Below are 23,679 nucleotides of genomic sequence, written 5' to 3'. Positions count from 1 at the left end.
CAAAAATACTAAAAAACTATCTTTCAGATGAATCAAAATCAACTGCTGTCACCAGGTCAAATTTTATTTCTATATATCGGTTTTTCAATAGTTTACATCTCAGGTTTGTTTATTCCTTTAATGGAGAACGATTCTGCACAACATGCATCAATGGCGATGCGAATGGCTTTGGAGAACGATTTTTTGAACATTATGAAAGGAGATTCGCCTTATCTGGATAAACCGCATATGCATTTTTGGCTGGCGGCCATTTCCATGAAATTGTTTGGGATTAATCATATTGCGTATAGAATTCCGGCATTGTTGTGCTTAGCTTTAGGAGCTTTTTCAACCAAAAAACTCACGGAACAATTATATGAAAACAAGAATATGGGAAGTGTGGCTTCGCTTATTTTTCTGTCGGCGCAAACGATTATCCTTTCAGCGCATGATGTAAGAACGGATGCTGTTTTAACAGGATTTATCATCTTTTCTTTGTGGCAGTTTATAAAATTCATTAAAACTCAAAATATTCTGAATGTAATTCTGGCTGGATTGGGAACCGCGATTGCTTTTTCATCCAAGGGGTTAATGGCAATTGTAATCATCGGATTTTGTGTTTTTGCTTATTTATTATATTCAAGAGAATGGAAAAAGTTCTTTAATTTTAAAATCATTATTGCCGCGTTAAGCTTTTTTGTAGGAATTATTCCTGTTTTATACGCTTATCACCATCAGTTTGGCGAAGAAGGAATTCGGTTTATTTTATTCAATCAAAGTGTCAATAGGCTAACGGCTTCGGGATTTGAAGAAACGAGTCCGGATTATTCTTTCTTTTTCCACACTTTATTATGGGCATTTTTACCGTTTTCTTTGGCTTTTTATGTTGGTGTTTTCGAAAAATCTGCTTTTTTCATTAAAAATAGATTCAGAAAAACAGAAGGAGTAGAATTTTTAACCTTAGGTGGATTTTGGTTGGTGATGTTGCTTTTTTCAGCTTCGAAATTTAAGCTTCCACATTATTTAAATGGTTTGATAGCTGTTTTGGCAGTTTTTACAGCTTCTTATTTATTTGATATTTTTAGAAGAAATCAGGTGAAGAAGATTAAAGTTTTATATATCATTCAATTGGTAGTGGTTTTTGGAACTTTATTGGGAGTTGGTTTACTGACGTATTTCTTCACTGGCGTTGATCATATTATAATGTATACTGTAGCGGTTTTGGTTTTCATTTATTTAATGATGATTATTTTCAAGAAAGAAGATCTGTTTAAGAAATATGTTTTTATGTCTTTGGTTTTTGCTATTGGAGTTAATATTTTTCTGAATACACAGTTTTATCCAGTTCTTACTCAATATCAGGGAAGTTATCGATTGGCACAAAGCGTAAATAATGAAAGGATTGCAAAAGACAGAATTTTTGCGACCACAGGTTCAGAATCTTGGGCTTTTGATTTTTACACTCAAAGAAATACGCCACGAACGGATGTTGATAAGCTAAGAAAGGGAGACTATTTCGTTATTTATAAAGATGCGTTACAATCAGTAAGCAGAAAGTATAAAATAATTTTGCAGGAAAATGATTACCGAATTACAAGACTTTCCTTGAAATTTCTAAATCCTAAAACGCGTCCTGAGCAGTTTGATAAGATTTATTTGATTCAAATATTAGATTAAGCGTTACGTTGTTTAGTAAGTGTTTGAATTAAAAAACTGGTACGTCAATTGTTATATATGCTCAGGATAATAAAAATTTTTGTTTGTTTAAAATTAATTTATATTTTTAGCAGAGAATAGACAACAGAAATATTTTATTTGAATTAAAACTATAAGAATATGAGAAAATTATTATTAACATTTATGCTTTCATTATTTGGAGTAATGTCTTTTGCTCAAATTGAAGGGAAATGGAAAACAATAGATGATGAAACGAAACAGGCTAAATCTATTGTAGAGATTTATAAAAAAGGAGATCAGTATTTTGGGAAAATTTCTCAATTGTTGATAAAACCGGCAAATCCTAACTGTACGGAATGTAAAGACGACAGAAAAGGAAAACCAATTTTGGGCATGGAAATCATCAGAGGTTTGAAAAAAGATGGTGACGAATTTACCGGAGGAACTATTACAGATCCTAAATCAGGTAAAACTTACAAGTGTACGATTACAAGAAATGGCGACAAACTGAACGTAAGAGGTTATGTAGGAATTTCTTTGATGGGCAGAAGCCAGACTTGGGAAAAAGCGAACTAAATACGTTTAAAAATAGAATTTTACAGACGGCATTTCGGAAGAGATGCCGTTTTTGTTTTGAAAAATCTGTAACGAAAAAAAAATCTGCACACTTATACAATATGAACTCAAATTTGGAAAAAACCTTTATCGCCTTTTTGAAGGGAAATCAGCGGATCGTACATAAGGTATGCAGAATTTATACAGATAATAAAGAAGATCATGAAGATCTTTTTCAGGAAATTACGATTCAGCTTTGGAAATCTTTTCCGGGTTTTAAAGGTGATGCTAAATTTTCTACATGGATGTACCGTGTGGCTTTGAATACGGCAATTACCTTATTTAAAAAAGCAAAAAGGAATGATGTCACTACAGCAATTGATGTTTCTTCTTTAAGGATCGAATACGAAACCTATGAAGATGATGAACATAAACTGAAAAGAATGTACCAGGCGATTTATACATTGTCGGATATTGAAAAAGCTTTGATTATGATGTATCTCGAAGATAAATCTTATCGTGAGATTGGTGAAATCCTCGGAATTACAGAAGGAAACGCTCGCGTGAAAATGAACAGAGCAAAAAATAATTTAAAACAACAACTCAACACAAAATAATATGGAAGAACTTGAATTATTAAAAAACGACTGGAATAAAAATACCGAAGATTTTAAAGAGTATTCAGATCAGGATATTCTCGGGATGATAAAAAAACAATCGGTTTCAGTAACGAAAACTTTATTGATTATTGGAGTGGTTGAAGTTATTATTTGGTCGGCGTATGGATATATTGACGGTGAATTTCCTTTTATAAGAATAGGATTATTTACAATATTTTTCGGATTGATCATTTATTGGTTTAATAAAATAAAATCGGGCGAAAGTTCTTTAGCTTTAATGAAAAATATTTTAAATCTAAGAAAAACGGTTTTCGGATATGCCGGAATCTCTTTTGCTCTGATTATTTTTGATAGTTTAATTAACTTTAAACATCATACATCAGATTTTATTCGCGGTTGGAAAGATGGGCAGAATGGTACTCATTCGGATACAGTAAATCTTACAATGGTAAATTATATCGTTTTTGCTTTTATACTTGCAGCGGTTATCTATTTTTTGTATTGGATTTACAAAAAAACGTACGGTAAAATACTTTCAGACCTTAAAAAAAATTACAGAGAATTAAGCAAAGCAGAATAAATTCTCATTTAAATTAAAATTAATACAGGTATCTCAGTCAATGCGATGCCTTTTTTGTTATGTGTATAATAAAAAAACACTATTTTTGTAGTCTAAATTTTTCAAATAAATATGGCAGAATATACTTTTCGTGAGGTAATTGCACAGGCAATGAGCGAGGAAATGCGTAAAGACGAATCCATTTTTTTAATGGGGGAGGAAGTTGCAGAATACAATGGTGCATATAAGGCTTCAAAAGGAATGCTGGATGAATTTGGTCCAAAGAGAGTAATCGATACACCTATCGCTGAGCTTGGTTTTACAGGGATTGCTGTAGGAGCTGCGATGAACGGTAACAGACCAATTGTAGAGTATATGACATTCAATTTCTCGTTAGTGGGGATTGATCAAATTATTAATAACGCGGCAAAGATCCGTCAAATGAGTGGTGGCCAGTGGAACTGTCCTATCGTATTCAGAGGGCCTACAGCTTCTGCAGGTCAGTTGGGTGCAACACACTCTCAGGCTTTCGAAAACTGGTTCGCAAACGTTCCTGGGCTTAAAGTAGTAGTTCCTTCAAACCCTTACGATGCGAAAGGATTATTGAAAAGCTCTATTCAGGATAACGATCCTGTGATCTTTATGGAATCTGAGCAAATGTATGGTGATAAAATGGAAATTCCTGAGGAAGAGTACTACTTGCCAATCGGAAAAGCTGAAATCAAAAAAGAAGGTAAAGACGTTACATTGGTATCTTTTGGAAAAATCATGAAGTTGGCTATTCAGGCTGCTGAAGATATGGAGAAAGAAGGTATTTCTGTAGAAGTTATCGACCTTAGAACAATTCGTCCGCTAGATTTTGATACTATTTTAGCATCAGTAAAGAAAACAAACAGATTGGTTATTTTAGAAGAGGCTTGGCCATTTGGTTCAATCTCTTCGGAAATTACATATATGGTGCAGCAAAAAGCATTTGATTATTTAGATGCTCCTATCAAGAGAATTACGACTCCAGATGCACCGGCACCTTATTCAGCTGCCTTATTCGCAGAGTGGTTCCCGAAACTTGAAAAAGTAAAAGAGGAAATCAAAAAAGCGATGTACGTAAAATAATTTTCAATGATTATAGAAAAAAACTTCCGAAAGGAAGTTTTTTCATTTATTATATTCATGAAGAAAAATTCTTGAGGTCATAAATTTAGTATAAATTTGCGCGTTTAAATTTAAAATTGCTGATATGGCAGAAGTTACAGAAGGCGGTCATCATTTTGACCTTAAGAAACTTTCATTTGTAGGAGTTATCGTGTCCCTAGGGATTGTATTCGGGGATATTGGTACGTCGCCGCTTTACGTAATGAAGGCAATTGTGAATGCCCGAAAAGACGGAGCAGCAATGCCATTCGATGAGTATATCGAAGGTGCTTTGTCTTGTATCATCTGGACATTGACGCTTCAGACCACGTTGAAATATGTGATCATTGCGCTTCGTGCAGATAACAAAGGAGAAGGAGGAATTCTTGCTCTTTATTCTTTGGTTAAAAAGCTAAAGAAAAAATGGCTCTATGTGGTCGCCATTATTGGTGCTTCCACGTTGGTTGCCGATAGCGTTATTACGCCTTCGCTTACGGTGATGTCTGCGATTGAAGGATTAAAGATCTACAATCCGGAAACGCCGGTGGTTTTAATTACCTTATTTATTCTTTTCATCGTTTTCGTTGTTCAGCAGTTTGGGACAGCTTCTATCGGTAAATTCTTCGGGCCGGTCATGGTAACATGGTTTTTGGTGTTAGGAATTTTCGGATCTGTGCATATTTTCGATCATGTGGAGATCTTCAGAGCTTTCAACCCAATTTATGCTTATAACCTGATTACGCATTCTTCGAGTGCGATTGTGATCATGGGTGCAGTTTTCCTTTGTACAACAGGAGCGGAAGCATTATATTCAGATTTAGGGCACTGCGGTGCGAAAAATATCAGAATCAGCTGGATTTTTGTTAAATTAATGTTGATTCTTAATTATTTAGGTCAGGGCGCTTGGTTATTAGATAATTATCATTTGGTACATCAGGGAGTAAATCCTTTCTTCGGAATTATGCCGGAATGGGCTGTTTTACCGGGAGTAATTTTAGCAACGGCTGCGGCAATTATTGCAAGTCAGGCGGTAATTACAGGTTCATTTACCATGTTCTCAGAAGCGATGTCAATTTCTTTCTGGCCAAACCAACACATCGAATATCCTTCAGGGGTAAAAGGGCAGATGTACATTCCTAGAATCAATTGGGGGTTAATGGCATTCTGTTTTGTAGTCGTTATTTTCTTCCAAAAATCAGAAAAAATGGAAGCTGCGTATGGTCTTACCATCACAATTACGATGTTAATGACTACGGTACTTTTACTTTTCTGGTTGAGCCGAACAAGAGTGAATAAAATTTTCTTACTTGGTTTTGCTTTAGTATATATCGCTTTAGAATCCGGATTCTTTTATGCGAATGTCATCAAGTTTATGGATGGTGGTTGGCTAACAATGGTTCTTGGCGGATTCATCGCGGTTTGTATGTATGCTTGGTATAACGGTCGATTGATAAAATCTAATTTCACCCAATATGTGAAGATCGATAAATATGTTTCTATCATTAAAGATATGAAGCTGGATGAAACGATTCCGAAATATTGTACCAATTTAGCCTATCTGAGCAGAGCAAAAAGAAATGATGAGGTAGAATCGAAAATTATTTATTCTATCATTAAAAAACAACCGAAAAGAGCAGATCATTATTTTATTTTAAGTATTGTCAATCAGGAAGATCCGTATACTTTTAAATATACGGTGGATGAAATTTTACCCGGAACGGTTTATAAAATCAATTTCTTGTTAGGATTTAAAGTTGACAGAAGAATCAACGATTATTTTAACATGGTTTTAAAAGATCTGATGGCTGACGGAACGATTCCTTCAAGAAGCAGTCACCCTTCTTTGAGAGCGCATAATATACCGCCGGATCTTAAATATGTCATCATAGATAACACCTATATCAACGATATACTTTTAACTGTTAAACAGAAGATTACGTTGAATATTTACAACTTTGTGAAGTACATTGGAAGTGACGATTTCAAGTCTTGGGGAGTCACGATTCACAACGTAGTAGTGGAGTCTGCGCCAATTACAGAACTCACTGTTTATGATAATAAAATTGAACAGTCAGGATTTATAAGACATAATAGTTAAGATCCTTTAACAAACCAGTCTAACATTTATTTAAATAAAATTCAATAAATTTGTAGATAATTTTTTTAATGGATACTTTACAAAAAGAAAAAAATATAGCTTTAATTAAGGATGTGCTTAGAAACTATTTACTAGAAAAAGGTTTCAGGAATACACCCGAAAGATATACGATATTGGAAGAAATTTATAATATGGATCATCACTTTAATGTGGATGATCTGTATCTTCTGATGATGCAGAAAAAATATCACGTTTCTAAAGCAACAATTTACAATACTATTGAGATTTTCCTTGATGCAGGTTTAATCCGTAAGCATCAGTTTGGTGAAAAAACATTAACTTCTTCTTCTTACGAGAAATCTTATTTTGATAAACAGCATGACCATTTGGTGATCTACAAAAAAGATTCTGATAAAGAGATTGAAGAGATTATCGAGTTTTGCGATCCAAGAATCCAAGGAATTAAAGAGGCAATTGAAGACGCTTTTGGCGTAAAAATTGATTCCCATTCGCTATATTTTTATGGCACTAAGAATGACTAACCAACCAACGAGGCTGTTTTTAGTTCTCTTACTTTTTATTTCAATGATTACTTTTGCGCAAGATCAAAAAAAGCCTGCGCAACGAGATCCTTATTTGCAAAATCCGGTTAAAAATCCTACTCCGCAACAGATTAAAGCGGGCGATAGGGTGAAGATTCTTAATGCTGATGAGATTAAAAAAGAGGCCAATAAATACGATGGAAACCGTTATTTAACGGGAAATGTAAAAATTGAGCATAAAGGTTCTATCCTTACCGCTGATGAAGTAGTAATGTATGAAGAAGAAAACTTTGTAAGGGCAATCGGGAATACAAAACTTCAAAATGCAGACGGTTCTGTAATCACAGCTGCCGAAATGGAGTATGATGGAAATACTCAAAAAGGGGTTGCTCGAAAAAATGTAGTGCTTACTGATCCTAAACAGACCATAAAAACAGAAACTCTGTATTATGACAGGCTTGCCAATCAGGCTTATTTTAATACAGGAGGTACAATTTCTGATGGCCAGAATGTGATGTACACCAAATCTGCCACGTATTTTTTAGATACAAAAATGATTGATTTTGTTGGAAAAGTTAAAATTGACAACAAAGATTATATTATTGAAGGAGATAATATCAAACAGAATCAAAATACAAAGGTTGCCGATTTCTTTGGCCCTACAACTATTACCAACAGGCAAAATCCTAAAAATTATGTATATACCGAACGAGGTACATATAAAATGAATACAAAGGAAGCTTTTCTGAATAAAAACTCGAGAATTCATTACAATGATAAAATTCTGACAGGTGATGATATGTATTTTAATCAACTTTCAGGATTCGGAAAAGCAACCGGGAATGTAAAGCTGGATGATCCTAAAGAAAAAAGATACATGAAGGGCGGCTACGGAGAAATCTATGAAAAGCAGGATTCTTCCATGATGACCAAAAGTCCTTACGCGGTAAAGATACTTGAAAAAGATTCTATTTACTTTTCGGCTGTGAAAATTATTTCTTATCAAAAACCGGACTCTCTTGATCCTACAAAGAAAAAAAGCTTCATGAGAGCTTTCAGAAAAGGTAGATTTTATAAATCAAATGCGCAGGGAAGGGCAGATTCATTGGCTTTTAATGAAACAGATGGTGTTCTTCACATGTACAGAGATCCTATTTTGTGGAGTGGAGAAAAGCAGGTGACAGGTGATAAAGTAGAAGCCTATTTTAACACAGAAACTGAAGATTTAGATTCTGTAAGAGTTATCGGAAATGCTTTTGCGATCAGTAAAGTAGATTCTCTAACACTGAAAGATGAATTCAATCAAGTGAAAGGGAAATTCATGAATGCCTATTATCAGGATAATGATATTAAAGAAATCAAAGTTATCGGAAATGCTCAGGCAATTACGTATGCCGATGATTTTAATGAAAAAACGAAGGAAAATGAAAGAATTGGTATTTCTCTTACTTCATGCGGTATCATCGGTGCACTTTTTGAGGAAAAACTGATGCAGATTATTTCTTGTAGTATTGGGGCAACATCCGACACTTATCCTATGAGTAAGATTGAACCTTCCAAAAGAAAATTCCCCGACTTCAACTGGAATACCAAAGACCGAATCCGAAAATGGCAGGATATTCTCGTAGACACGCCAAATAATGAAGAAGTAAAATATCAGGCTGATGATGAGCTTTATAATCAGGCTCAGGAAGCGGTAGAAAAGGAAAGGGCAAAAGAAGAAGCTAAAAAACCGAAAAGAACAAGAAAATAATAATGAAGAAAATATTAATGTTATTTTTGTTGATTCCAGCGTTATTTTTCTCGCAAAACTTCTTACAGCCGGATGAATTTCTGTGGAGCAAAGACAGAAAATTACAAAAAGAAGACTATAAGTTGATAACGCATGATCCTAATGTACACGTGAAATCTTCTATCAGCTTTTCTTATCATCTAAGAGGCTTTAGCGTTTTTAATGCTAATTTTAATAAAAATATTATCAATAAGTTTTCCAGTAATGCATCATCTTTTAATCCAGATGCACAAGATATTCCTGCTTTGCTAGATTATCAGCAGTTAAATTTTGACCTCTGTGAAGTGTATGCTAGAAAAATGCGTAAAGAGCTTCTTATTCATAAAAATAAACTTTGGAAAGGTTTTGATCATGCCGAAGAGATGTTTAATAATCTAACGGCTGAATATATGAAAACTCAAGCCATAATGAATGAAGAAACGGGTTATGGCATTGATGCTCATAAAGTAGAGAATTGGAAATTAAAAGTGGAAAATGATCTACAGGATCTTTCTGATTTTGATTATAACAATACATCTAAAATTAAGATAAAGAAAAGTTCTAAAGAAGAAGTTTAAGTTTCTTTTAAAATATTTCTCAAATGCAAAAAGATTTTTTTACATATCAGGCTCAAACGACAGAGTTTGCAGCTGGCTTCGAGGTTGAAAAAGCAGAGGGAAGCTATATTTATGGTAAAGACGGGAAAAAATATCTGGATTTTGTTGCCGGAGTTTCCGCGAATACATTGGGGCATTCTCATCCGAAAATTGTAAATGCAATTAAAGAGCAGGCGGATAAATATCTTCATGTGATGGTGTATGGCGAGTATGCTCAGGAAAAACCTGTTGCTTTATGTAAATTGCTGGCAGAAGCGACCCCAGATCCTTTGGAAATTACTTATTTGGTAAACAGTGGAGCAGAAGCTATCGACGGAAGTTTAAAGCTTGCTAAAAGATATACGGGAAGAGAAGAAATTGTCTCTTTCAAAAATTCTTATCACGGAAATACGCATGGAGCTCTAAGTGTTTCGGGAAACGAAACGCACAAAAGAGAATTCCGCCCTTTATTGCCGATGGTTTCTTTTATTGAATTTAATAATGAAAATGATTTCGATAAAATTACCGAGAAAACTGCTTGTGTTATTCTTGAAACCATTCAGGGAGCGGCCGGATTTTTAGTTCCGGATAAGAACTATTTAATTAAACTAAAAAGGAGATGTGAAGAAGTCGGTGCATTATTGATTTTGGATGAAATTCAACCAGGATTCGGAAGAACGGGAAAATTATTCTCTTTTGAACATTTCGGAATCGTTCCTGATATTCTCGTGATGGGCAAAGGAATGGGCGGCGGCGTTCCTGTGGGCGCTTTTATGAGTTCAAAAGAAATTATGCAAACGTTGGCACATTCTCCGAAATTAGGTCATATCACCACTTTTGGTGGAAATCCTTTGATTGCAGCTTCAAGTTATGCCACTTTAAAAGAAGTATTGGAAAGCGGTTTGATGAATGAAGTGGAAGAAAAGGAAAAATTATTCCGAGAATTGTTGGTTCATCCGAAAATTAAAAATATCAACGGAATGGGTTTAATGCTTGCTGTAAATCTAGGTTCACCGGAATATACGCTGGATGTTGCTAAAAAATGTATGGATAAAGGGCTGATTCTTTTCTGGCAATTGTACCGAAATGAATATCTGAGAATTTCTCCGCCACTTACGCTTTCTTTAGATGAAATTCGCGAAGGCTGTAAGATCATTATCGACGTTTTAAACGAAAATTAATATACGAAACTCTTCAATCTGAAGAGTTTTTTTGTGGTAAAAAGTAGAGTTAATCTGTTAAAAACGATATTAAACGCTTATTTAAAAATCTCTGATAAATATCATAAAGATTATATAAAAAAGTAAATACATTTTTGTGTAATAAAAAAATTAATTTATATATTGCGGGACGATTAAAACAAAGATTATATGGCGAAACATAAAGTCCATTACGAGTTTCCAATGCACTGTTTATCAGAGATTTTGTATGAATATCTGGCAACGGCAGAAGGATTGTCTGAATGGTTTGCGGATGAGGTAACAGAGAAAGGCGATGACTTCTTTTTTAGCTGGGGCGGAAGCGCTGCGGAGAAGGCTACTTTGATTAGGTATAAGCCAGAAGGTTTCGTGCGTTTCAGATGGGAAGAAGACGAAGGAACAAAAAATTTCTTTGAAATGACGATCGTAATAGACGACATTACAGAAGATCTTGCCCTTAATATTACAGATTTTTGTGAAGAAGGAGACGAGAACGAAAACGCAATGTATTGGGAAAACCTTATCGAAAACCTTAGAATTAAATTAGGTGCTGCATAATGCGTATGCTGTACTAAAATGATAAAACTGATGAACGATTTATCGTTCATTATTTTTTTATAAATAAATCACATCAAAAATTGGAAAATCAATATTTTACATCTGGCGAATTACATGTGAAAAACAGAGCGTTTCTTTTTGGAGACGCGGTAAAGGTTTCTTTCTTTGTAAGAGAAGGCAAACTGATTATGGATGAAGAGTGCTATTTCTTTCTGATGGCTTCCATGAGAAAGATGAGAATGAATATTCCGTTAACGTATACGCTGGAGTTTTTTCAGTCGCTTTTTCAGAATGATATTATTGAAGGAAAAGGAATTCAGAACGGGATCATCAATTTTCAGGTTTATAGAAATAATGATGGATTAACGCTGGCAAAATCATCAGTTTCATATTTCTATGAGGTTTTAGAAATGGAGGATATTTTAACGGTTCATTCAAGAGCGTTAGAATTGGATTTAATTAAAGAAATTAACGTTAATAATAACCTTTTAAGCAATATCAGGGTTCACTGTCCGGAAAATATTTACGGAGGAATTTATGCACAGGAAAATGACCTGGATGATGTTATTTTGTTGAATCCAAATAAAAGGATCGCACGTACCACTTTTGGAAATCTTTTATTTTTAGAAGGAGATGTTATTAAAGTTCCTAAGCAGACAGAAGGAGCATACATTTCGCCTTTAATGGAAAGTTTCGTCACTTTTTTACATAAAAATAAACTGGCAGATATCCAAGAACACGAGATTATTGCATTTGAATCTCAAAAAGCAGAAGAAATTTTATTAATTTCTGACGAGAAAGGCATATTTTCTGTAGGTAAAATAAGAAACAAGACTTTCGAGAATTCCCGATTTACAGAAATGGTGGAAAATTGGAAGAAAAGTTTTTAAAATAATTGACAAACCCGGTAAACAACAAAGTTCCAAAAGTCCTTTACCGGGTTTTATTCTGAAAAATCAGAATTTGTATTTTGAATCGTGAAAATTATTCTTCACGATTTTTTTATTACTTTTTAAATATATTATTACGTTTAACGTAAACCGGCTGAAGGTTCAAAGATGGTCTGGAAAAAATTTGTTGAATAAGAAGCTTTAGTCCTTTCATTTTTGTTTGAATTTTGGTTTATCAAATAACGTGAATTATTCTTTAAAAATTGGTTAATGGAATCTTAAATTTTGTTAAAATTTTAAAATGAATTCAATTGAATAGGTTAATCGATTAATTCAATGAAATATCTTCAGGAGAGTTCGCCCACAGAAGATATTCGCCGCCTAAATTCTGCATAATAGACTTCCAAAGGGTCTGATCGTTAGGTAAAGTATAGTCTAAATTGTAAACGTCTACAACCGTCCACATCTTGCGTTGAACTTCCGTATCAAGCTGCATAGCACCCCATCCGGAATATCCTGAAAAGATTTTAACATCATTAATATTCAATTCATTACTTAAAACCGCGCTGATGATATTTTCAATGTCTTCCGTTAAATAAAATTCATTGGTGATTTCGGTATAAACTTCAGTTACTTTTTTTCCTTTTACAATAAAGAAAACCTTGTCATTTTCCACAGGGCCGCCGTCGTATACTTCAATTTTAAAATCAAAGAAATTTTTGAATTTACTGCTCATTTGGCCGTTCTTTTTATTTAATATTAAACCAAATGCACCGTGTTCGTTATGTTCAATAACCAAGACGACAGATCGGGAAAAAATATCGCCGGAAATGTCGGGTGTGGAAATTAATATTTTACCTTTGTAAGAGTAATTCATACTCAAATTTAATAAAAAATATTTATGGAAAACCTGCACGACAAAAGAAAAGTGTATGATAAATCCCAACTTATTGAAAGTGAGATAAAACAAAACCCCATCGAACAATTCAGAGATTGGTTTTTGGAAGCCAGCGAAAATCCTAATATTTATGAAGCCAATGCAATGGCGATTTCTACGGTAGAAGAAGACGGTTGCCCGCGCACGAGAATGGTGCTTTTAAAGGCTTATACTCACGAAGGTTTTATTTTTTATACCAATTATGATAGTAAAAAAGGAAAAGCGATAGAGAAAAATCATACGGCTTGTCTTCACTTTTTCTGGCCAAATTTGGAAAGACAGATTATTATTAAAGCTAATTTAGATCGTATTGCAGAGAATTTAAGCGACGGATATTTTCATTCCAGGCCAAAAGGAAGTCAGCTGGGAGCGGCTGTTTCTCCGCAAAGTCAGGTAATTCCGAATAAGGAATTTTTGGAAGAAAGATTAAAAGAATTAGAAAAAAAATATGAAAATTCTGAAGTTCCTAGACCTGAAAACTGGGGCGGATACATTGCAAAACCTTATGAAATTGAATTTTGGCAAGGAAGGCCGAATCGTCTTCACGACAGAATTGTATATACTTTAGATGATCTGGATTGGAAGATTTCCCGTTTAGCTCCCTAGCACCTAATATTTAAAGTTTAAATTTTCAAGCTTTTACAATAAAAACAAAACCCTCACTAAAAGATGAGGGTTTCAATTTTTTCTTTAATCTGAAAAGATTATTTTTTCTTTTTACCAGCAGCAGGTGCATTAGCAGTAGCAACAGCAGTAGATAGATCTGCTCCAGCTTTGAATTTAGCAACTGTTTTAGCTTCGATATTAATTGGCTTTTTAGTTGCAGGGTTGATACCTTGTCTTGCCGCTCTCTCAGCTACTGAGAAAGTTCCGAAACCTACTAAAGACACTTTACCATCTTTTTTCTTAAGAGTAGTAGTAACGTTAGAAATGAAAGATTCTAGTGCAGCTTTGGCAGCAACTTTAGTGATACCTGCATCTTTTGCGATTGCGTCGATTAATTCAGACTTGTTCATAATTTTTAATATTAAAGTTAGTTCGTAATTATAGCAAATATAATACTATTTTCTAATTGTGCAATTTTTTTATAGAAATATGTATTATTTTTTTGATTTTAGGTGAAAACAGTTAAAATATGATAATTTGACTTTTTACGAAAAATCTAGGTTACACGTTACTAAAATCATGCCAAATGCTTATGTGTATTGACTTTATGAATTTTTATTAATTATTTCTTACATTTATTAAATCCTGAATTTTGTATCAACTATTAATATTTTTACAGATATGCTTGTAGAATGTGCAAGTAAAAATCAAAAAAAATGATGATAATAAAATTAAACCGCTGTGTATCTGTGTGTTTTAAAATGATTCTAAAAGTGCTATTTATAAATTATTATTAATAAATTTGCACCATGTTAATAGAAGTTTTTAAGTCTAAGATTCACAGGGTAAGGGTTACGGCTTCAGACCTTAATTATATTGGGAGTATTACGATAGATGAAGAGCTTATTGAAGCTGCCGGATTGGTAGTGGGAGAGCGAGTTTATATCGTAAATGTAAATAACGGGGAGCGTTTCGACACCTACGTTATCAAAGGAAAGAGAAAATCTGGTGAGGTTTGCCTGAACGGGCCGGCTGCCAGAAAAGTTCAGAGGGACGATATCATTATCATTATTGCATATGCACAGATGACCCCTGAAGAAGCGCAGACTTTCCAGCCAAAAATTGTTTTCCCGGATGAAAAAACAAATCTTTTGACCTAAATTCATGGAGAATAAAAAATCGAATCCAATAAAATCAATTGTAACCATAGTAATATCGCTTGCTTGCGCAGGCTTTTTTTTATGGCTGGCTCTAAGAGGGCTTGATTTCAAAGTGATCCAAAAGTCTTTGGCAAAGGCAAATTACCTTTGGGTTTTATTTGCGGCATGTTTTGGGGTGGCGGCGTACTGGTTCAGGGCAATTCGTTGGAATCTGATGCTGGAACCGATGGGGCACTCCATTTCAAATTCAAACTCATTATGGTCGCTGTCATTCGGATATTTAATGAATCTTACCATTCCTAGAAGTGGGGAAGTAGCGAGAGCAACGGCTTTGTACGGTGTAGAAAAAGTTCCTGTTGATAAATCTTTCGGAACAATTATCCTTGAAAGGGTAGTAGACCTGGTTTGCATGGTTGCTTTTTTAGGATTGACTTTGATTTTTAAATATGAAGCTATTATTTCGTTTTATAAAAGTTCAGGGTTAGATATTAATCCAAATAAAATACTGCTGGTTCTGGGAATTTTAGTTTTAGGAACAATCATATTTTTTGCTTTTAAAAAGAAATTGGCGAATGTTCCGTTCTTAGGAAAGATCATTAATTTTATTGATGGAATTTTTCAGGGATTAACTTCAATTTTTAAATTAAAACAAAAAGGTAAATTCATACTTTACACTTTAGGAATCTGGCTTTCGTATTATTTTGCAGCGTATTTGGTGTGTTTTGCTTTACCGGAAACTTCCAATTTTACTTTTGCAGATGGTTTTCTAATCATTGTGGTTGGAACATTAGGAATGATGATCCCGGCAAGTGGCGGAATTGGAGCTTTTAATCTGGCGATGAAATATGGCTTCATGGCTTTGTTTATTTCAATGGGTAAAAGTGGAGAATTAGGCGGAGAAATCGGGTTAACGTATTCTTTTATATCATTGCCTATGCAAATTGTTATTATGCTTGTCATGGGGCTTATTTCAATTCCGATGTTGGCGAAAGCAAGAAATGAAATTGTTTCCAAAAAAGAAGATTAAATATATTTTATTATAAAATGTAAAAGGTTCGGCAATTTGTCGAACCTTTTTTGTTTTCTGAAAATTTTAAATGATTTTTACGCGAAACCGTAATTTTAAGCGTTTTTTAATCGATAAATTTGGTCAATTCATAAATCACATCTATCTTAAAGGAAAAATAAGTTTTAACACTATGGCGATTAATTTACAGAAAGGACAAAAGATTGAATTAGGACTTACAAAAATGACGATCGGGCTGGGCTGGGATCCCAATGAAGGTACAGGTCTTGATTTTGATCTGGATGCCTCTGCTATTATGGTGGATGCAGACAGAAAACTGGTAAGTGAAGAATATTTTATTTTTTATAATAATTTGCAATCTCCGGATGGCGCTTTAACGCATACAGGAGACGATCCGAACGGGAAAAGCAGCGACGGAGACGATGATGAAGCGATCATTGTAGATTTGGATAAGGTAGATTCCAGAGTCCAAGAGATACTTTTCGTAGTAACGATTGAAGATTTTGAAAGGAAAAAACAAAATTTCGGACAAGTAAGAAATTCATACATCAGAGTTGTTGATAATGCAACGAATCAGGAAATTGCAAAATATGAGCTTGATGAAGATTTCTCCATAGAGACCGGAATCGAATTCGGAAGATTGTATAAAAGAAATGGCGGTTGGAAGTTTGAGGCTTCAGGAATCGGCTACCGAGCAGATCTTGGGTTTTTCCTTGAGAAATATTATAAAGGACAAATCATAAAATAATATGGCAATTAATTTACAGAAAGGGCAAACGATTAATCTGAGGAAGAATGATCGTGGCGAAAGTATATACGATCTCTCAAAAGTAACCATTGGTTTGGGTTGGGATGTTCGAAAACAAGGAGGTTTTTTCGGGAAAATATTTGGTAAAGAAGCTGCGGAATATGATCTTGATGCCATTGCATTTTTATTGGATGCCAACGGGAAAGTGGTTAACAAAGGAAAATCGATCACTTCAAACGGTCGACAGATCAGGTTGTATCAGGGAGATGTGGTTTATTTCAACTCAATGCAGCATCCGAGTGGTCATGTTTGGCTTACAGGAGATAACAGAACCGGTGCTGGCGATGGTGATGATGAGCAAATCATCGTAAAATTGGATCAGCTGGATGAAAAATATCAGAAGATTGTTTTTATTGTTTCTATTTATCAAGGGACTAAAAATAATCAGCATTTCGGAATGATTGAAAATGCTTTCATTCGCGCGATAGATGCAAAAGGAAAAGAAATTACCAAATTCAGTCTTTCAAGCGATGCTAGCATGAACGGAAAATGTTCCATGGTTTTTGCCGAAGCCTATCGTCATAATGGCGACTGGAAATTCCGCGCTGTCGGAGAACCGCACACAACGGATAATTTTGTGGATATCCTCAAGAAATATTCTTAACAAATCAACTTTGTCAAAGTTCTAAACTTTGACAAAGTTATATTTAGAAAACTTCATTGTAAAAGAATGTTCATTCTCTTCAATGGTTCTGAAACCTACGCGTGCATAAAGTTTTTGTGCCGGATTGGTTTTTAAGACACTTAAATAAATAGGAATTTCGGAAAACAAAGATTCTTCAATAATCATTTCTAAAATAAGCTTTCCAAAACCTTTACCCTGAAAATCGAGATGAATCTGAAGCTGGATAAGTTCAATTTCATCTTTCCCATATTTTATTTTTAACAGTCCCATATCTTCTTTTCCGTACATCATGATTTTGGCGGTTTCAAACTCATGAAGTATTCTTTTGAGATGAGAATTTTTATCAGTTGGAAAACCTGAGCTTTCAAGATGTTCATTCATGGTTTTAATTCTTAAATCTAGCAGAAAATCGATGTCATTTTGTGTTGCTTTTCTCAATTGAAGATGTGTAAAATCCATGATTTTTATTAATATTCTTAAAGATTTATAAACTATTTATCTAAACGAATATATTGGTTTTATATTTAAATAAGTTCAAAAAAGCTTCTTTTTCCTATTTTAATTTTTGTTTCGGGAACTAATTCAATTTCTTCATTCGGATTATTTTTCTTGATATTATTAATTTGAATGCCGCCACTTTCAATTAATTTTCTCATAAATGTTTTGCTCTCATCATTTTTTAATTGATGGCAAAGTTCTAACAATGTCGTCGTCTGTTGAATGAGATGTAATGAAACAATAGAAACGGGTTCAAAACTTTTCTCTTCAAATATTTTATTCTGAAACTGATTCACAAAAAAATGTTCCGCACGCTCTGCAGATTCAGCATCATGATATTGAGTAATAATATTTTTAGCGATCAGTTTTTTAATATTTATCGGATTTTCACCGTTTTTAATTCTTTGCTTTAAATTTTTCTTTTCTTCATTTTGAAAATCGGTTGTCAAATCAATAAATTCATCAATCAAACTATCCGGAATTGACATTGTTTTTCCAAACATTTCATTCGGATCATCTGTTAATCCGATGATATTGTTTAATGATTTACTCATTTTTTCTTTGCCGTCAAGTCCTTTTAACAGAGGCATACACATCACGATTTGTGGCGACATTTGGTGAACTTCCTGTAACTGTCTTCCCATGGTGCAGTTAAAAAGCTGATCGGTTCCGCCCATTTCAATATCACAGGCAATTTTTACCGAATCAAAACCTTGTAAAATTGGGTAAATAAGCTCGTGCATGGAGATTGGCATATTTTCAGTGAACCTTTTATTAAAATCATTTCGATGCATCAATTGGGCAATAGTAACTTTAGACATCAATTGTATAACCTCTGAAAAAGGCAAAGCATCGAGCCATTCGGAATTGAAGACTATTTTTGTTTTGTTTACATCAATTACTTTTGAAAGCTGATTGATATAGGTTTCGGCATTATGCTGAACATCTTCAATACTTAAAGGTTTTCTTGCCTTATTTTTTCCTGTCGGATCACCAATTCTAGCGGTGAAGCTTCCAACCAGGATAACAATTTGATGTCCCAGATCTTGAAATTGTTTCAGTTTTTTCAAAACAACGGCGTGTCCCAGATGTAAATCCGGAGCGGTAGGATCAAAACCAAGTTTGATGATTAATTTTCTGTTTTCTTCTTTGGCTTGTTTTAATTTTTGTTCCAAACCATTTTCCGGTAGAATTATTTCTACATTTTCTTGTAATACGTTTTTCATTTTGTTGAATTTTTTGCATAAAAAAGCCCGAACAATAGTGTTCGGGCTCTATGTTATATTAGAATATTTTTTACTGAATGATATCCATAGAAAGTCTTCCCGAACGATAGCTCGGAGCGTAATACTCAGTGAAGAATGGAAGACGTAATATGTTGTTTAAGTGCTTCATTGCGTTGCAAAGATAGAAATTTTATCTTATATACTTCTGCTGATACAAATTTTGCTGATCTGTACTAAGCCAAGGATAAAACAAGTTGAGAAATATCAAAGAATAATGTTGTATCGCTTCTTTTTTATCTAATTTTAAAGTTAAGCTGTTGTATGTCATCCAGTTGTCACCAATAATGAAAATCTGAGAGACCATATTGTCAATAATAAAATCGGGGATCTCTTCTACAAAAATTTTGCTTTCCTGAAAACCGGAAAATATAGATTGGAATTCTTCTTTACGGCTGATATTTAATTCTTTATACTGCTGTTCTATTTCAGGGATATTTCGGAGAATATCTACAAAATTCAGGAAAATAAAACGGTAAGCATATACAATTTCAAAGCTTGACTGAGTATAATTAAACAGATCTTCTAGGCTTTTGGTAGCTTTATTTCTTAGCCCATCAAGCATAGTATCCATCTCCTTTTTTAGCAAGGAAAAAATTTCTCTGATAATATCTTCGGAATGTTTGAAATGATAATGAAGATTCCCTGCGCTTATATTCATTTCTGCGGCAATATGCCGTGTTGTAATGCTATTATAACCTTTTTCATTAAAAAGGTTAAGTGCAGTAGAAATTATTTTTTCTTTGGTTTTCATTTTACAAAGATACAATAGATCGTAAATATCATGTTTTTAAATTAGAACATTTGTTCTAATTTAAATATATTTGCATTATAAAATTTTAAATATGGAAGGCAATAAAAAATTTGACTACGAAGCTGCCGCAAAAAAAGAAACTCAATCTTCAAAAAAAGATCCGCAAGAGATTGTTACAAAAGTTCTGCAGGTGGTTGTTGGGATATTAATGGCTATTTTTCATGCGTAAACGGCTCGCGATCTCTCCATGGTTTATTGTAGGATTAGGAGTTTGGATGAGCATTCTTCTGCTGAGACAATTCGGAATTATAATTCCTGTTGTCAATAGCTATCTTACAGATTTTCTTACGATTCCGATGTATTGTTACCTCATTCAGTACATCACCAATACAATATTTGAAAAGGATTGGAAGCCCAGTAGGAAATTTATCATAGAATCTGTTATTTATCTTTCTGTTTTATTTGAATTGGTATGTCCAATGATTTCTGATCGGTTTACAGGAGATTTTTTTGATGTAGTCTCGTATGCGGTAGGCGGATTTCTGTATTATATATTAGGTAAATTTTACCAGACGGTTTCATAATCAGTCTCAATTGCATTTTCGATGTAAGAAGAAAACTTTTTTATTTCTTTGGGTTGAATGCTAAATTCGCAGCAAAAAGATTCAATCAATTCCATCAAAATGTTAGGAAAAAGCCCGTACAAAGTATTGAACTCTGCGGGCAAATGTTCAAATCTTTTAATTAATTCACTTTTCTGATACGGTTTTCCCACACGATGAATAGAATGACCAATAACTTCAGGAACGATATAACTCGCCCGATAATCTCTTAAGATTGAAATCAATTTAGGTTCATTATATATTTTTTGAATGATAAGAATGTAGTTATCGTGCCAATAGTTATAATTGGGACATTTTGTTTGAATTATTTTCTCAATCTGAAGTTTTTTTCGCACCTCCCGAATCGCTGCATCATACGTATAAGAGGGCGGTAGGCTAATAATTCGTTTGTCAGATTTTATAAGCAGTTGTGGACCAATTCCCACAGACATATAGCGATGATCTCCAGTCTCCAGAAATTTTTTAGATTGATAATAAAAACAGAAAATATCGTCGAGATCTGTCAGTTCATCTGGCGATATATCAAAATCTCCGCCTACTTTTTCATGTATGTATTTTCGAGCAATTTCATGAAAATTCTTTTTCATAGTTTAAAATCTAAAAGAAGCCAAATTAGTTTAAATTCTATATTTAAAAATGATGAAGTTTAATAACTGATCCTTTATAGTATTTGGTGAGATCATATAAATCTGAGAAATATTTATTGATATTTAGACTAACTTCCAAATTATTTTTATGGAATTGCTCTTCTGCAAGTGAATATAAATTAGCATAATCTGATTTCAGAAAATTATAGCAAACATTTTCTTCTGTAATATGTTTACTAGCTAAATTGGAAAAAAATATTCCATAAATAAGAAATTGATTAAAATTTTCCGAATTGATAATGAAATTTAAATTGGTTTGAGAAATTTTTTCATAATCAGAAACAATTTGCTGAAAATCATGTATTTGATCGGCTTCCGGTATTTCATAAAAAAGTTCTATTCCGTTAGTGAAAAGCTGTATTTTTAACTCTTCCTGATTTGCATTACATTGATTATTCAACCAAGAAAATAAACTCATCAATTCTTCTTTTGAAAGGCTGTGAATGCCACCCTGAACTTTATTTTTAATAAGTTCCAGACTTGTTTTTGAATCTGATTCAAGAAAACCAAGTACTGCTTTTTCCTCGCGGCAAAGCTTATTATATAAATTTATTTTTGCAACAACAGGATTGAATTTTATAAAATACAGTTCTTCAGACATAGTTTTGAAAGCTTATTTATTCTAAAGTCACAAGCGATTTTCTAAACTAAGTTAAAGAAAAATAGAATATGTTTAAAAGTTATTATTAATTAACGCATAATATTTTACTCCAATAAATACATATTGGAGTAAAATATATTTACCAATTATATTTTATTTTGAAATTAAATTATCAATTGCTTTTTTATCATAATTAAAAGCAAATTCTGAAGGCATAGCAGATTTTTCTTTATTATTTTTAATCTCGCCTACTCTCACGAACTGATTTTCTGCCCAGTTTTTAATATAAAATTTAGCAGAAACGGTTTTATTGATGTTAGAATTTCCTCCGTTACTGGATTGGTTGATCGATTTTACGTCTTGCTTTTCCTCTTTTACAATCAAAATAGGCGTATTATTTACATAATAAACATCTGTTTTTTCAAAATTACCGCCCCAGGCTTTTTCTTTGTAAATCTGTTTATGTTCTGCTTTTTCTACTTCAGCATTAATTTTTGTGATCAAATCCCGATCTGAGCTTTTTTGTGCGCTTGCAAAGTTCATGATTAAAGCAATAGCAAGTACCGAAAATAATTGTTTCATTTTTATTGTGTTTTTTATCAATGAGTATTGAATTATATATTCAAATTTAAATAATAAATAGTTAAAAAATGATTTTTAAGGTTCGTTTTCTGTAACTTATAATATTTTGGGAAATAATGTTAAGTGATTAATTAAAATTACAAAATGAATGCATTTGATTCTGTAATTTATAAGAAATATTTTTCAAGATTTAATTGATGCTTTCGTGTAATGCAATTCTATTTCCTTCAGAATCTTCAAATTCGGCAACAGCAAATCCGTGTTTTTCATTAATTGTTTTCGGGTATAAAACTTTTCCGCCATTTTTTACAACAGAAGTTAGTTTTTCATCAATATTATCCGTTTTAAAATAAATAATTACCCCGTCTTTTGTTGGTTTATAAACATCACCTTTCGCCAAAGCGCCCGTTATTCCGCTATTCTCGTTTGAAAACGGAAATAATGCCATTTCATAATGGTCAATGATTTCAGATTCAAATGTGAAATTAAAAACGTGAGTATAAAATTTTTCTGCACGCTTGAGATCGGTTACAGGAATTTCAAAATAAACAACAGGATTGGTTTTTATATTTTTTTGATCAGATTTGTTGCATGACAGTAAAAAAATCACACAGAAAAATAATAGGAGAGAGTTTGGTGATTTTAAAAACATTAATTTTTATTTATTGATGCTTAAAAATAAGGATAATTGATTTAAAGTTTACAAAAACTCCCTGGAATAATGCTACATTTGTTACAACTAAAAATGACGAAAATAATTTAGGTTAAATTGTAAATAATATGAATGATTTTTTAATAGGCATCGGAAAAAGATTAAAAGATATTAGAAAAAAAAATAATTTAACCATTAACGAACTGGCTTTCAGAGCGAATGTGAGCAATGGCTTGGTTTCCCGAATTGAGAACGGAAGAACGATTCCTTCGCTTCCTGTTTTGCTGGAACTGATTCAATCTCTGGATATAGATGCAAGTTTCTTTTTTGAGGGCGTTGAGAAAAAATCCAATTCAAAATTTATTCATTTACCTAAAGATAGTCAGCAGGTTATCGAAAAAGAAGTCGAAGCTCAAGGTTTTAAATATATGCATATTTTCAGTAAAAGTCTGCATTCGTTGGGATTTGAAGCGGTTTTATTAACGCTGGAACCGAATTCTAAAAGAGAAAAAGTAATCACAGACGCTTGGGAATTCAAGTATATTCTGAAAGGTGAAGTAAAATATATCATCGATAACGAAGAAGTGATTTTAAAAGAAGGCGATTCTTTGTATTTTAACGGAAAATTTCCACACGTTCCTGTAAGTATCAGCAATGAAAGTTGTATCATGTTGGTTCTTTATTTTTACTCAGGATAAATG

General features: G+C 33.2%; 29 protein-coding genes. 20 read left to right on the top strand and 9 right to left on the bottom strand.

All coding sequences use genetic code 11. The features are described from left to right. Positions 1 to 27 precede the first annotated feature (27 nt). From OXQ85_RS01220 to OXQ85_RS01165, 12 genes are all read left to right on the top strand, one after another. A complete protein-coding gene (locus tag OXQ85_RS01220; RefSeq protein ID WP_267401850.1) occupies positions 28 to 1,656 on the top strand; it encodes a glycosyltransferase family 39 protein in 1,629 nt (542 codons plus the stop codon). 159 nt (positions 1,657 to 1,815) lie between these two features. After that, the gene (locus tag OXQ85_RS01215) at positions 1,816 to 2,232 is read left to right on the top strand and encodes a DUF2147 domain-containing protein (protein WP_267401849.1); all 417 of its coding nucleotides are present in this window, start codon (positions 1,816 to 1,818) and stop codon (positions 2,230 to 2,232) included. Positions 2,233 to 2,333: 101 nt separating this feature from the next. Further along, entirely contained in the window at positions 2,334 to 2,828 is a 495-nt protein-coding gene (locus OXQ85_RS01210) for a sigma-70 family RNA polymerase sigma factor (RefSeq protein WP_267401848.1), read from the top strand. 1 nt (position 2,829) lies between these two features. Further along, positions 2,830 to 3,411 (top strand): hypothetical protein, encoded by a 582-nt coding sequence (locus tag OXQ85_RS01205; RefSeq protein WP_267401847.1) that lies wholly within the window; start codon positions 2,830 to 2,832, stop codon positions 3,409 to 3,411. A 111-nt stretch (positions 3,412 to 3,522) separates the two neighbouring features. Continuing rightward, the gene (locus OXQ85_RS01200) at positions 3,523 to 4,503 is read left to right on the top strand and encodes a pyruvate dehydrogenase complex E1 component subunit beta (RefSeq protein WP_267401845.1); all 981 of its coding nucleotides are present in this window, start codon (positions 3,523 to 3,525) and stop codon (positions 4,501 to 4,503) included. A 124-nt stretch (positions 4,504 to 4,627) separates the two neighbouring features. Continuing rightward, complete coding sequence (locus OXQ85_RS01195; protein WP_267401844.1) at positions 4,628 to 6,619, top strand: KUP/HAK/KT family potassium transporter; 1,992 nt, start codon at positions 4,628 to 4,630, stop codon at positions 6,617 to 6,619. A gap of 68 nt (positions 6,620 to 6,687) precedes the next feature. Beyond that, positions 6,688 to 7,161, top strand: a complete 474-nt coding sequence (locus tag OXQ85_RS01190) for a transcriptional repressor (protein WP_048511068.1) — start codon at positions 6,688 to 6,690, stop codon at positions 7,159 to 7,161. A 43-nt stretch (positions 7,162 to 7,204) separates the two neighbouring features. Next, positions 7,205 to 8,914, top strand: a complete 1,710-nt coding sequence (locus OXQ85_RS01185; protein WP_267401841.1) for an OstA-like protein — start codon at positions 7,205 to 7,207, stop codon at positions 8,912 to 8,914. 2 nt (positions 8,915 to 8,916) lie between these two features. Continuing rightward, a complete protein-coding gene (locus OXQ85_RS01180) occupies positions 8,917 to 9,510 on the top strand; it encodes a hypothetical protein (RefSeq protein ID WP_267401839.1) in 594 nt (197 codons plus the stop codon). Positions 9,511 to 9,533: 23 nt separating this feature from the next. Next, on the top strand, positions 9,534 to 10,709 hold the full coding sequence (locus OXQ85_RS01175; protein WP_267401838.1) for an aspartate aminotransferase family protein: 1,176 nt from the start codon (positions 9,534 to 9,536) through the stop codon (positions 10,707 to 10,709). Positions 10,710 to 10,898: 189 nt separating this feature from the next. Beyond that, entirely contained in the window at positions 10,899 to 11,285 is a 387-nt protein-coding gene (locus OXQ85_RS01170; protein ID WP_267401836.1) for an START-like domain-containing protein, read from the top strand. A gap of 80 nt (positions 11,286 to 11,365) precedes the next feature. After that, complete coding sequence (locus OXQ85_RS01165; RefSeq protein ID WP_267401835.1) at positions 11,366 to 12,175, top strand: aminotransferase class IV; 810 nt, start codon at positions 11,366 to 11,368, stop codon at positions 12,173 to 12,175. A gap of 328 nt (positions 12,176 to 12,503) precedes the next feature. Here the strand turns inward: OXQ85_RS01165 and OXQ85_RS01160 are convergent, their stop codons facing one another. Further along, positions 12,504 to 13,052, bottom strand: coding sequence for a YqgE/AlgH family protein (locus OXQ85_RS01160; protein WP_267401834.1), 549 nt, complete (start codon positions 13,050 to 13,052; stop codon positions 12,504 to 12,506). 24 nt (positions 13,053 to 13,076) lie between these two features. Here OXQ85_RS01160 and pdxH point away from each other — a divergent pair, with 24 nt between their 5' ends. Continuing rightward, entirely contained in the window at positions 13,077 to 13,718 is a 642-nt protein-coding gene (gene pdxH, locus OXQ85_RS01155; protein WP_267401833.1) for a pyridoxamine 5'-phosphate oxidase, read from the top strand. 98 nt (positions 13,719 to 13,816) lie between these two features. On the opposite strand, the gene OXQ85_RS01150 is transcribed toward pdxH, so the two are convergent. After that, entirely contained in the window at positions 13,817 to 14,128 is a 312-nt protein-coding gene (locus OXQ85_RS01150; RefSeq protein WP_267401832.1) for an HU family DNA-binding protein, read from the bottom strand. Between the two features lie 399 nt (positions 14,129 to 14,527). Here OXQ85_RS01150 and panD point away from each other — a divergent pair, with 399 nt between their 5' ends. The 4 genes from panD to OXQ85_RS01130 all read left to right on the top strand — a co-directional run bounded on the left by panD (position 14,528) and on the right by OXQ85_RS01130 (position 17,317). Beyond that, the gene (gene panD / locus OXQ85_RS01145; RefSeq protein ID WP_267401831.1) at positions 14,528 to 14,878 is read left to right on the top strand and encodes an aspartate 1-decarboxylase; all 351 of its coding nucleotides are present in this window, start codon (positions 14,528 to 14,530) and stop codon (positions 14,876 to 14,878) included. A gap of 4 nt (positions 14,879 to 14,882) precedes the next feature. After that, on the top strand, positions 14,883 to 15,905 hold the full coding sequence (locus OXQ85_RS01140; RefSeq protein WP_267401830.1) for a lysylphosphatidylglycerol synthase transmembrane domain-containing protein: 1,023 nt from the start codon (positions 14,883 to 14,885) through the stop codon (positions 15,903 to 15,905). A gap of 172 nt (positions 15,906 to 16,077) precedes the next feature. After that, positions 16,078 to 16,653 carry a TerD family protein gene (locus OXQ85_RS01135; RefSeq protein WP_267401829.1) on the top strand — a complete coding sequence of 192 codons (576 nt, stop codon included), beginning with the start codon at positions 16,078 to 16,080 and terminating at the stop codon, positions 16,651 to 16,653. A gap of 1 nt (position 16,654) precedes the next feature. Further along, positions 16,655 to 17,317 carry a TerD family protein gene (locus OXQ85_RS01130; RefSeq protein WP_267401828.1) on the top strand — a complete coding sequence of 221 codons (663 nt, stop codon included), beginning with the start codon at positions 16,655 to 16,657 and terminating at the stop codon, positions 17,315 to 17,317. Positions 17,318 to 17,338: 21 nt separating this feature from the next. Here OXQ85_RS01130 and OXQ85_RS01125 read toward each other — a convergent pair whose 3' ends face one another. The 3 genes from OXQ85_RS01125 to OXQ85_RS01115 all read right to left on the bottom strand — a co-directional run bounded on the left by OXQ85_RS01125 (position 17,339) and on the right by OXQ85_RS01115 (position 19,873). Then, complete coding sequence (locus OXQ85_RS01125; protein ID WP_267401827.1) at positions 17,339 to 17,797, bottom strand: GNAT family N-acetyltransferase; 459 nt, start codon at positions 17,795 to 17,797, stop codon at positions 17,339 to 17,341. 65 nt (positions 17,798 to 17,862) lie between these two features. After that, positions 17,863 to 19,062: a tyrosine--tRNA ligase gene (tyrS, locus tag OXQ85_RS01120; protein ID WP_267401826.1), complete on the bottom strand. Its 1,200-nt coding sequence runs from the start codon at positions 19,060 to 19,062 to the stop codon at positions 17,863 to 17,865. Between the two features lie 190 nt (positions 19,063 to 19,252). Next, positions 19,253 to 19,873: a TetR/AcrR family transcriptional regulator gene (locus OXQ85_RS01115; RefSeq protein WP_267401824.1), complete on the bottom strand. Its 621-nt coding sequence runs from the start codon at positions 19,871 to 19,873 to the stop codon at positions 19,253 to 19,255. 91 nt (positions 19,874 to 19,964) lie between these two features. On the opposite strand from OXQ85_RS01115, the gene OXQ85_RS01110 reads away from it, so the two are divergent. Then, the gene (locus tag OXQ85_RS01110) at positions 19,965 to 20,102 is read left to right on the top strand and encodes a hypothetical protein (RefSeq protein ID WP_267401822.1); all 138 of its coding nucleotides are present in this window, start codon (positions 19,965 to 19,967) and stop codon (positions 20,100 to 20,102) included. Further along, a complete protein-coding gene (locus OXQ85_RS01105; protein ID WP_267401821.1) occupies positions 20,095 to 20,457 on the top strand; it encodes a hypothetical protein in 363 nt (120 codons plus the stop codon). Before OXQ85_RS01110 ends, OXQ85_RS01105 begins: the two co-directional genes overlap by 8 nt. Here OXQ85_RS01105 and OXQ85_RS01100 read toward each other — a convergent pair. The 4 genes from OXQ85_RS01100 to OXQ85_RS01085 form a co-directional block, all read right to left on the bottom strand. After that, the gene (locus tag OXQ85_RS01100) at positions 20,439 to 21,083 is read right to left on the bottom strand and encodes a hypothetical protein (RefSeq protein ID WP_267401820.1); all 645 of its coding nucleotides are present in this window, start codon (positions 21,081 to 21,083) and stop codon (positions 20,439 to 20,441) included. The genes OXQ85_RS01105 and OXQ85_RS01100 overlap by 19 nt on opposite strands. Before the next feature lie 43 nt (positions 21,084 to 21,126). Next, positions 21,127 to 21,744 carry a hypothetical protein gene (locus OXQ85_RS01095; RefSeq protein WP_267401819.1) on the bottom strand — a complete coding sequence of 206 codons (618 nt, stop codon included), beginning with the start codon at positions 21,742 to 21,744 and terminating at the stop codon, positions 21,127 to 21,129. Between the two features lie 153 nt (positions 21,745 to 21,897). Further along, a complete protein-coding gene (locus tag OXQ85_RS01090; RefSeq protein WP_267401818.1) occupies positions 21,898 to 22,326 on the bottom strand; it encodes a hypothetical protein in 429 nt (142 codons plus the stop codon). Positions 22,327 to 22,516: 190 nt separating this feature from the next. Further along, positions 22,517 to 22,978, bottom strand: coding sequence for a VOC family protein (locus OXQ85_RS01085; protein WP_267401816.1), 462 nt, complete (start codon positions 22,976 to 22,978; stop codon positions 22,517 to 22,519). 128 nt (positions 22,979 to 23,106) lie between these two features. Between OXQ85_RS01085 and OXQ85_RS01080 the strand changes: the two genes are divergently transcribed. Beyond that, entirely contained in the window at positions 23,107 to 23,676 is a 570-nt protein-coding gene (locus tag OXQ85_RS01080) for an XRE family transcriptional regulator (protein ID WP_267401815.1), read from the top strand. Positions 23,677 to 23,679: the final 3 nt, after the last annotated feature.

This window comes from Chryseobacterium sp. GM_Chr_2 (genome assembly GCF_026540445.1).
Lineage (GTDB): Bacteria > Bacteroidota > Bacteroidia > Flavobacteriales > Weeksellaceae > Chryseobacterium.
This window is presented reverse-complemented; position numbering and strand designations above follow the sequence as displayed.

What these genes read in the sequence shown, in the direction of transcription:
- OXQ85_RS01220 (WP_267401850.1), top strand. Translation starts at nt 28, where the DNA reads ATGAATCAAAATCAACTGCTGTCACCAGGTCAAATTTTATTTCTATAT.
- OXQ85_RS01215 (WP_267401849.1), top strand. Translation starts at nt 1,816, where the DNA reads ATGAGAAAATTATTATTAACATTTATGCTTTCATTATTTGGAGTAATG.
- OXQ85_RS01210 (WP_267401848.1), top strand. Translation starts at nt 2,334, where the DNA reads ATGAACTCAAATTTGGAAAAAACCTTTATCGCCTTTTTGAAGGGAAAT.
- OXQ85_RS01205 (WP_267401847.1), top strand. Translation starts at nt 2,830, where the DNA reads ATGGAAGAACTTGAATTATTAAAAAACGACTGGAATAAAAATACCGAA.
- OXQ85_RS01200 (WP_267401845.1), top strand. Translation starts at nt 3,523, where the DNA reads ATGGCAGAATATACTTTTCGTGAGGTAATTGCACAGGCAATGAGCGAG.
- OXQ85_RS01195 (WP_267401844.1), top strand. Translation starts at nt 4,628, where the DNA reads ATGGCAGAAGTTACAGAAGGCGGTCATCATTTTGACCTTAAGAAACTT.
- OXQ85_RS01190 (WP_048511068.1), top strand. Translation starts at nt 6,688, where the DNA reads ATGGATACTTTACAAAAAGAAAAAAATATAGCTTTAATTAAGGATGTG.
- OXQ85_RS01185 (WP_267401841.1), top strand. Translation starts at nt 7,205, where the DNA reads ATGATTACTTTTGCGCAAGATCAAAAAAAGCCTGCGCAACGAGATCCT.
- OXQ85_RS01180 (WP_267401839.1), top strand. Translation starts at nt 8,917, where the DNA reads ATGAAGAAAATATTAATGTTATTTTTGTTGATTCCAGCGTTATTTTTC.
- OXQ85_RS01175 (WP_267401838.1), top strand. Translation starts at nt 9,534, where the DNA reads ATGCAAAAAGATTTTTTTACATATCAGGCTCAAACGACAGAGTTTGCA.
- OXQ85_RS01170 (WP_267401836.1), top strand. Translation starts at nt 10,899, where the DNA reads ATGGCGAAACATAAAGTCCATTACGAGTTTCCAATGCACTGTTTATCA.
- OXQ85_RS01160 (WP_267401834.1), bottom strand. Translation starts at nt 13,052, where the DNA reads ATGAATTACTCTTACAAAGGTAAAATATTAATTTCCACACCCGACATT.
- pdxH (WP_267401833.1), top strand. Translation starts at nt 13,077, where the DNA reads ATGGAAAACCTGCACGACAAAAGAAAAGTGTATGATAAATCCCAACTT.
- OXQ85_RS01150 (WP_267401832.1), bottom strand. Translation starts at nt 14,128, where the DNA reads ATGAACAAGTCTGAATTAATCGACGCAATCGCAAAAGATGCAGGTATC.
- panD (WP_267401831.1), top strand. Translation starts at nt 14,528, where the DNA reads ATGTTAATAGAAGTTTTTAAGTCTAAGATTCACAGGGTAAGGGTTACG.
- OXQ85_RS01140 (WP_267401830.1), top strand. Translation starts at nt 14,883, where the DNA reads ATGGAGAATAAAAAATCGAATCCAATAAAATCAATTGTAACCATAGTA.
- OXQ85_RS01135 (WP_267401829.1), top strand. Translation starts at nt 16,078, where the DNA reads ATGGCGATTAATTTACAGAAAGGACAAAAGATTGAATTAGGACTTACA.
- OXQ85_RS01130 (WP_267401828.1), top strand. Translation starts at nt 16,655, where the DNA reads ATGGCAATTAATTTACAGAAAGGGCAAACGATTAATCTGAGGAAGAAT.
- OXQ85_RS01125 (WP_267401827.1), bottom strand. Translation starts at nt 17,797, where the DNA reads ATGGATTTTACACATCTTCAATTGAGAAAAGCAACACAAAATGACATC.
- tyrS (WP_267401826.1), bottom strand. Translation starts at nt 19,062, where the DNA reads ATGAAAAACGTATTACAAGAAAATGTAGAAATAATTCTACCGGAAAAT.
- OXQ85_RS01115 (WP_267401824.1), bottom strand. Translation starts at nt 19,873, where the DNA reads ATGAAAACCAAAGAAAAAATAATTTCTACTGCACTTAACCTTTTTAAT.
- OXQ85_RS01110 (WP_267401822.1), top strand. Translation starts at nt 19,965, where the DNA reads ATGGAAGGCAATAAAAAATTTGACTACGAAGCTGCCGCAAAAAAAGAA.
- OXQ85_RS01105 (WP_267401821.1), top strand. Translation starts at nt 20,095, where the DNA reads ATGCGTAAACGGCTCGCGATCTCTCCATGGTTTATTGTAGGATTAGGA.
- OXQ85_RS01100 (WP_267401820.1), bottom strand. Translation starts at nt 21,083, where the DNA reads ATGAAAAAGAATTTTCATGAAATTGCTCGAAAATACATACATGAAAAA.
- OXQ85_RS01095 (WP_267401819.1), bottom strand. Translation starts at nt 21,744, where the DNA reads ATGTCTGAAGAACTGTATTTTATAAAATTCAATCCTGTTGTTGCAAAA.
- OXQ85_RS01090 (WP_267401818.1), bottom strand. Translation starts at nt 22,326, where the DNA reads ATGAAACAATTATTTTCGGTACTTGCTATTGCTTTAATCATGAACTTT.
- OXQ85_RS01085 (WP_267401816.1), bottom strand. Translation starts at nt 22,978, where the DNA reads ATGTTTTTAAAATCACCAAACTCTCTCCTATTATTTTTCTGTGTGATT.
- OXQ85_RS01080 (WP_267401815.1), top strand. Translation starts at nt 23,107, where the DNA reads ATGAATGATTTTTTAATAGGCATCGGAAAAAGATTAAAAGATATTAGA.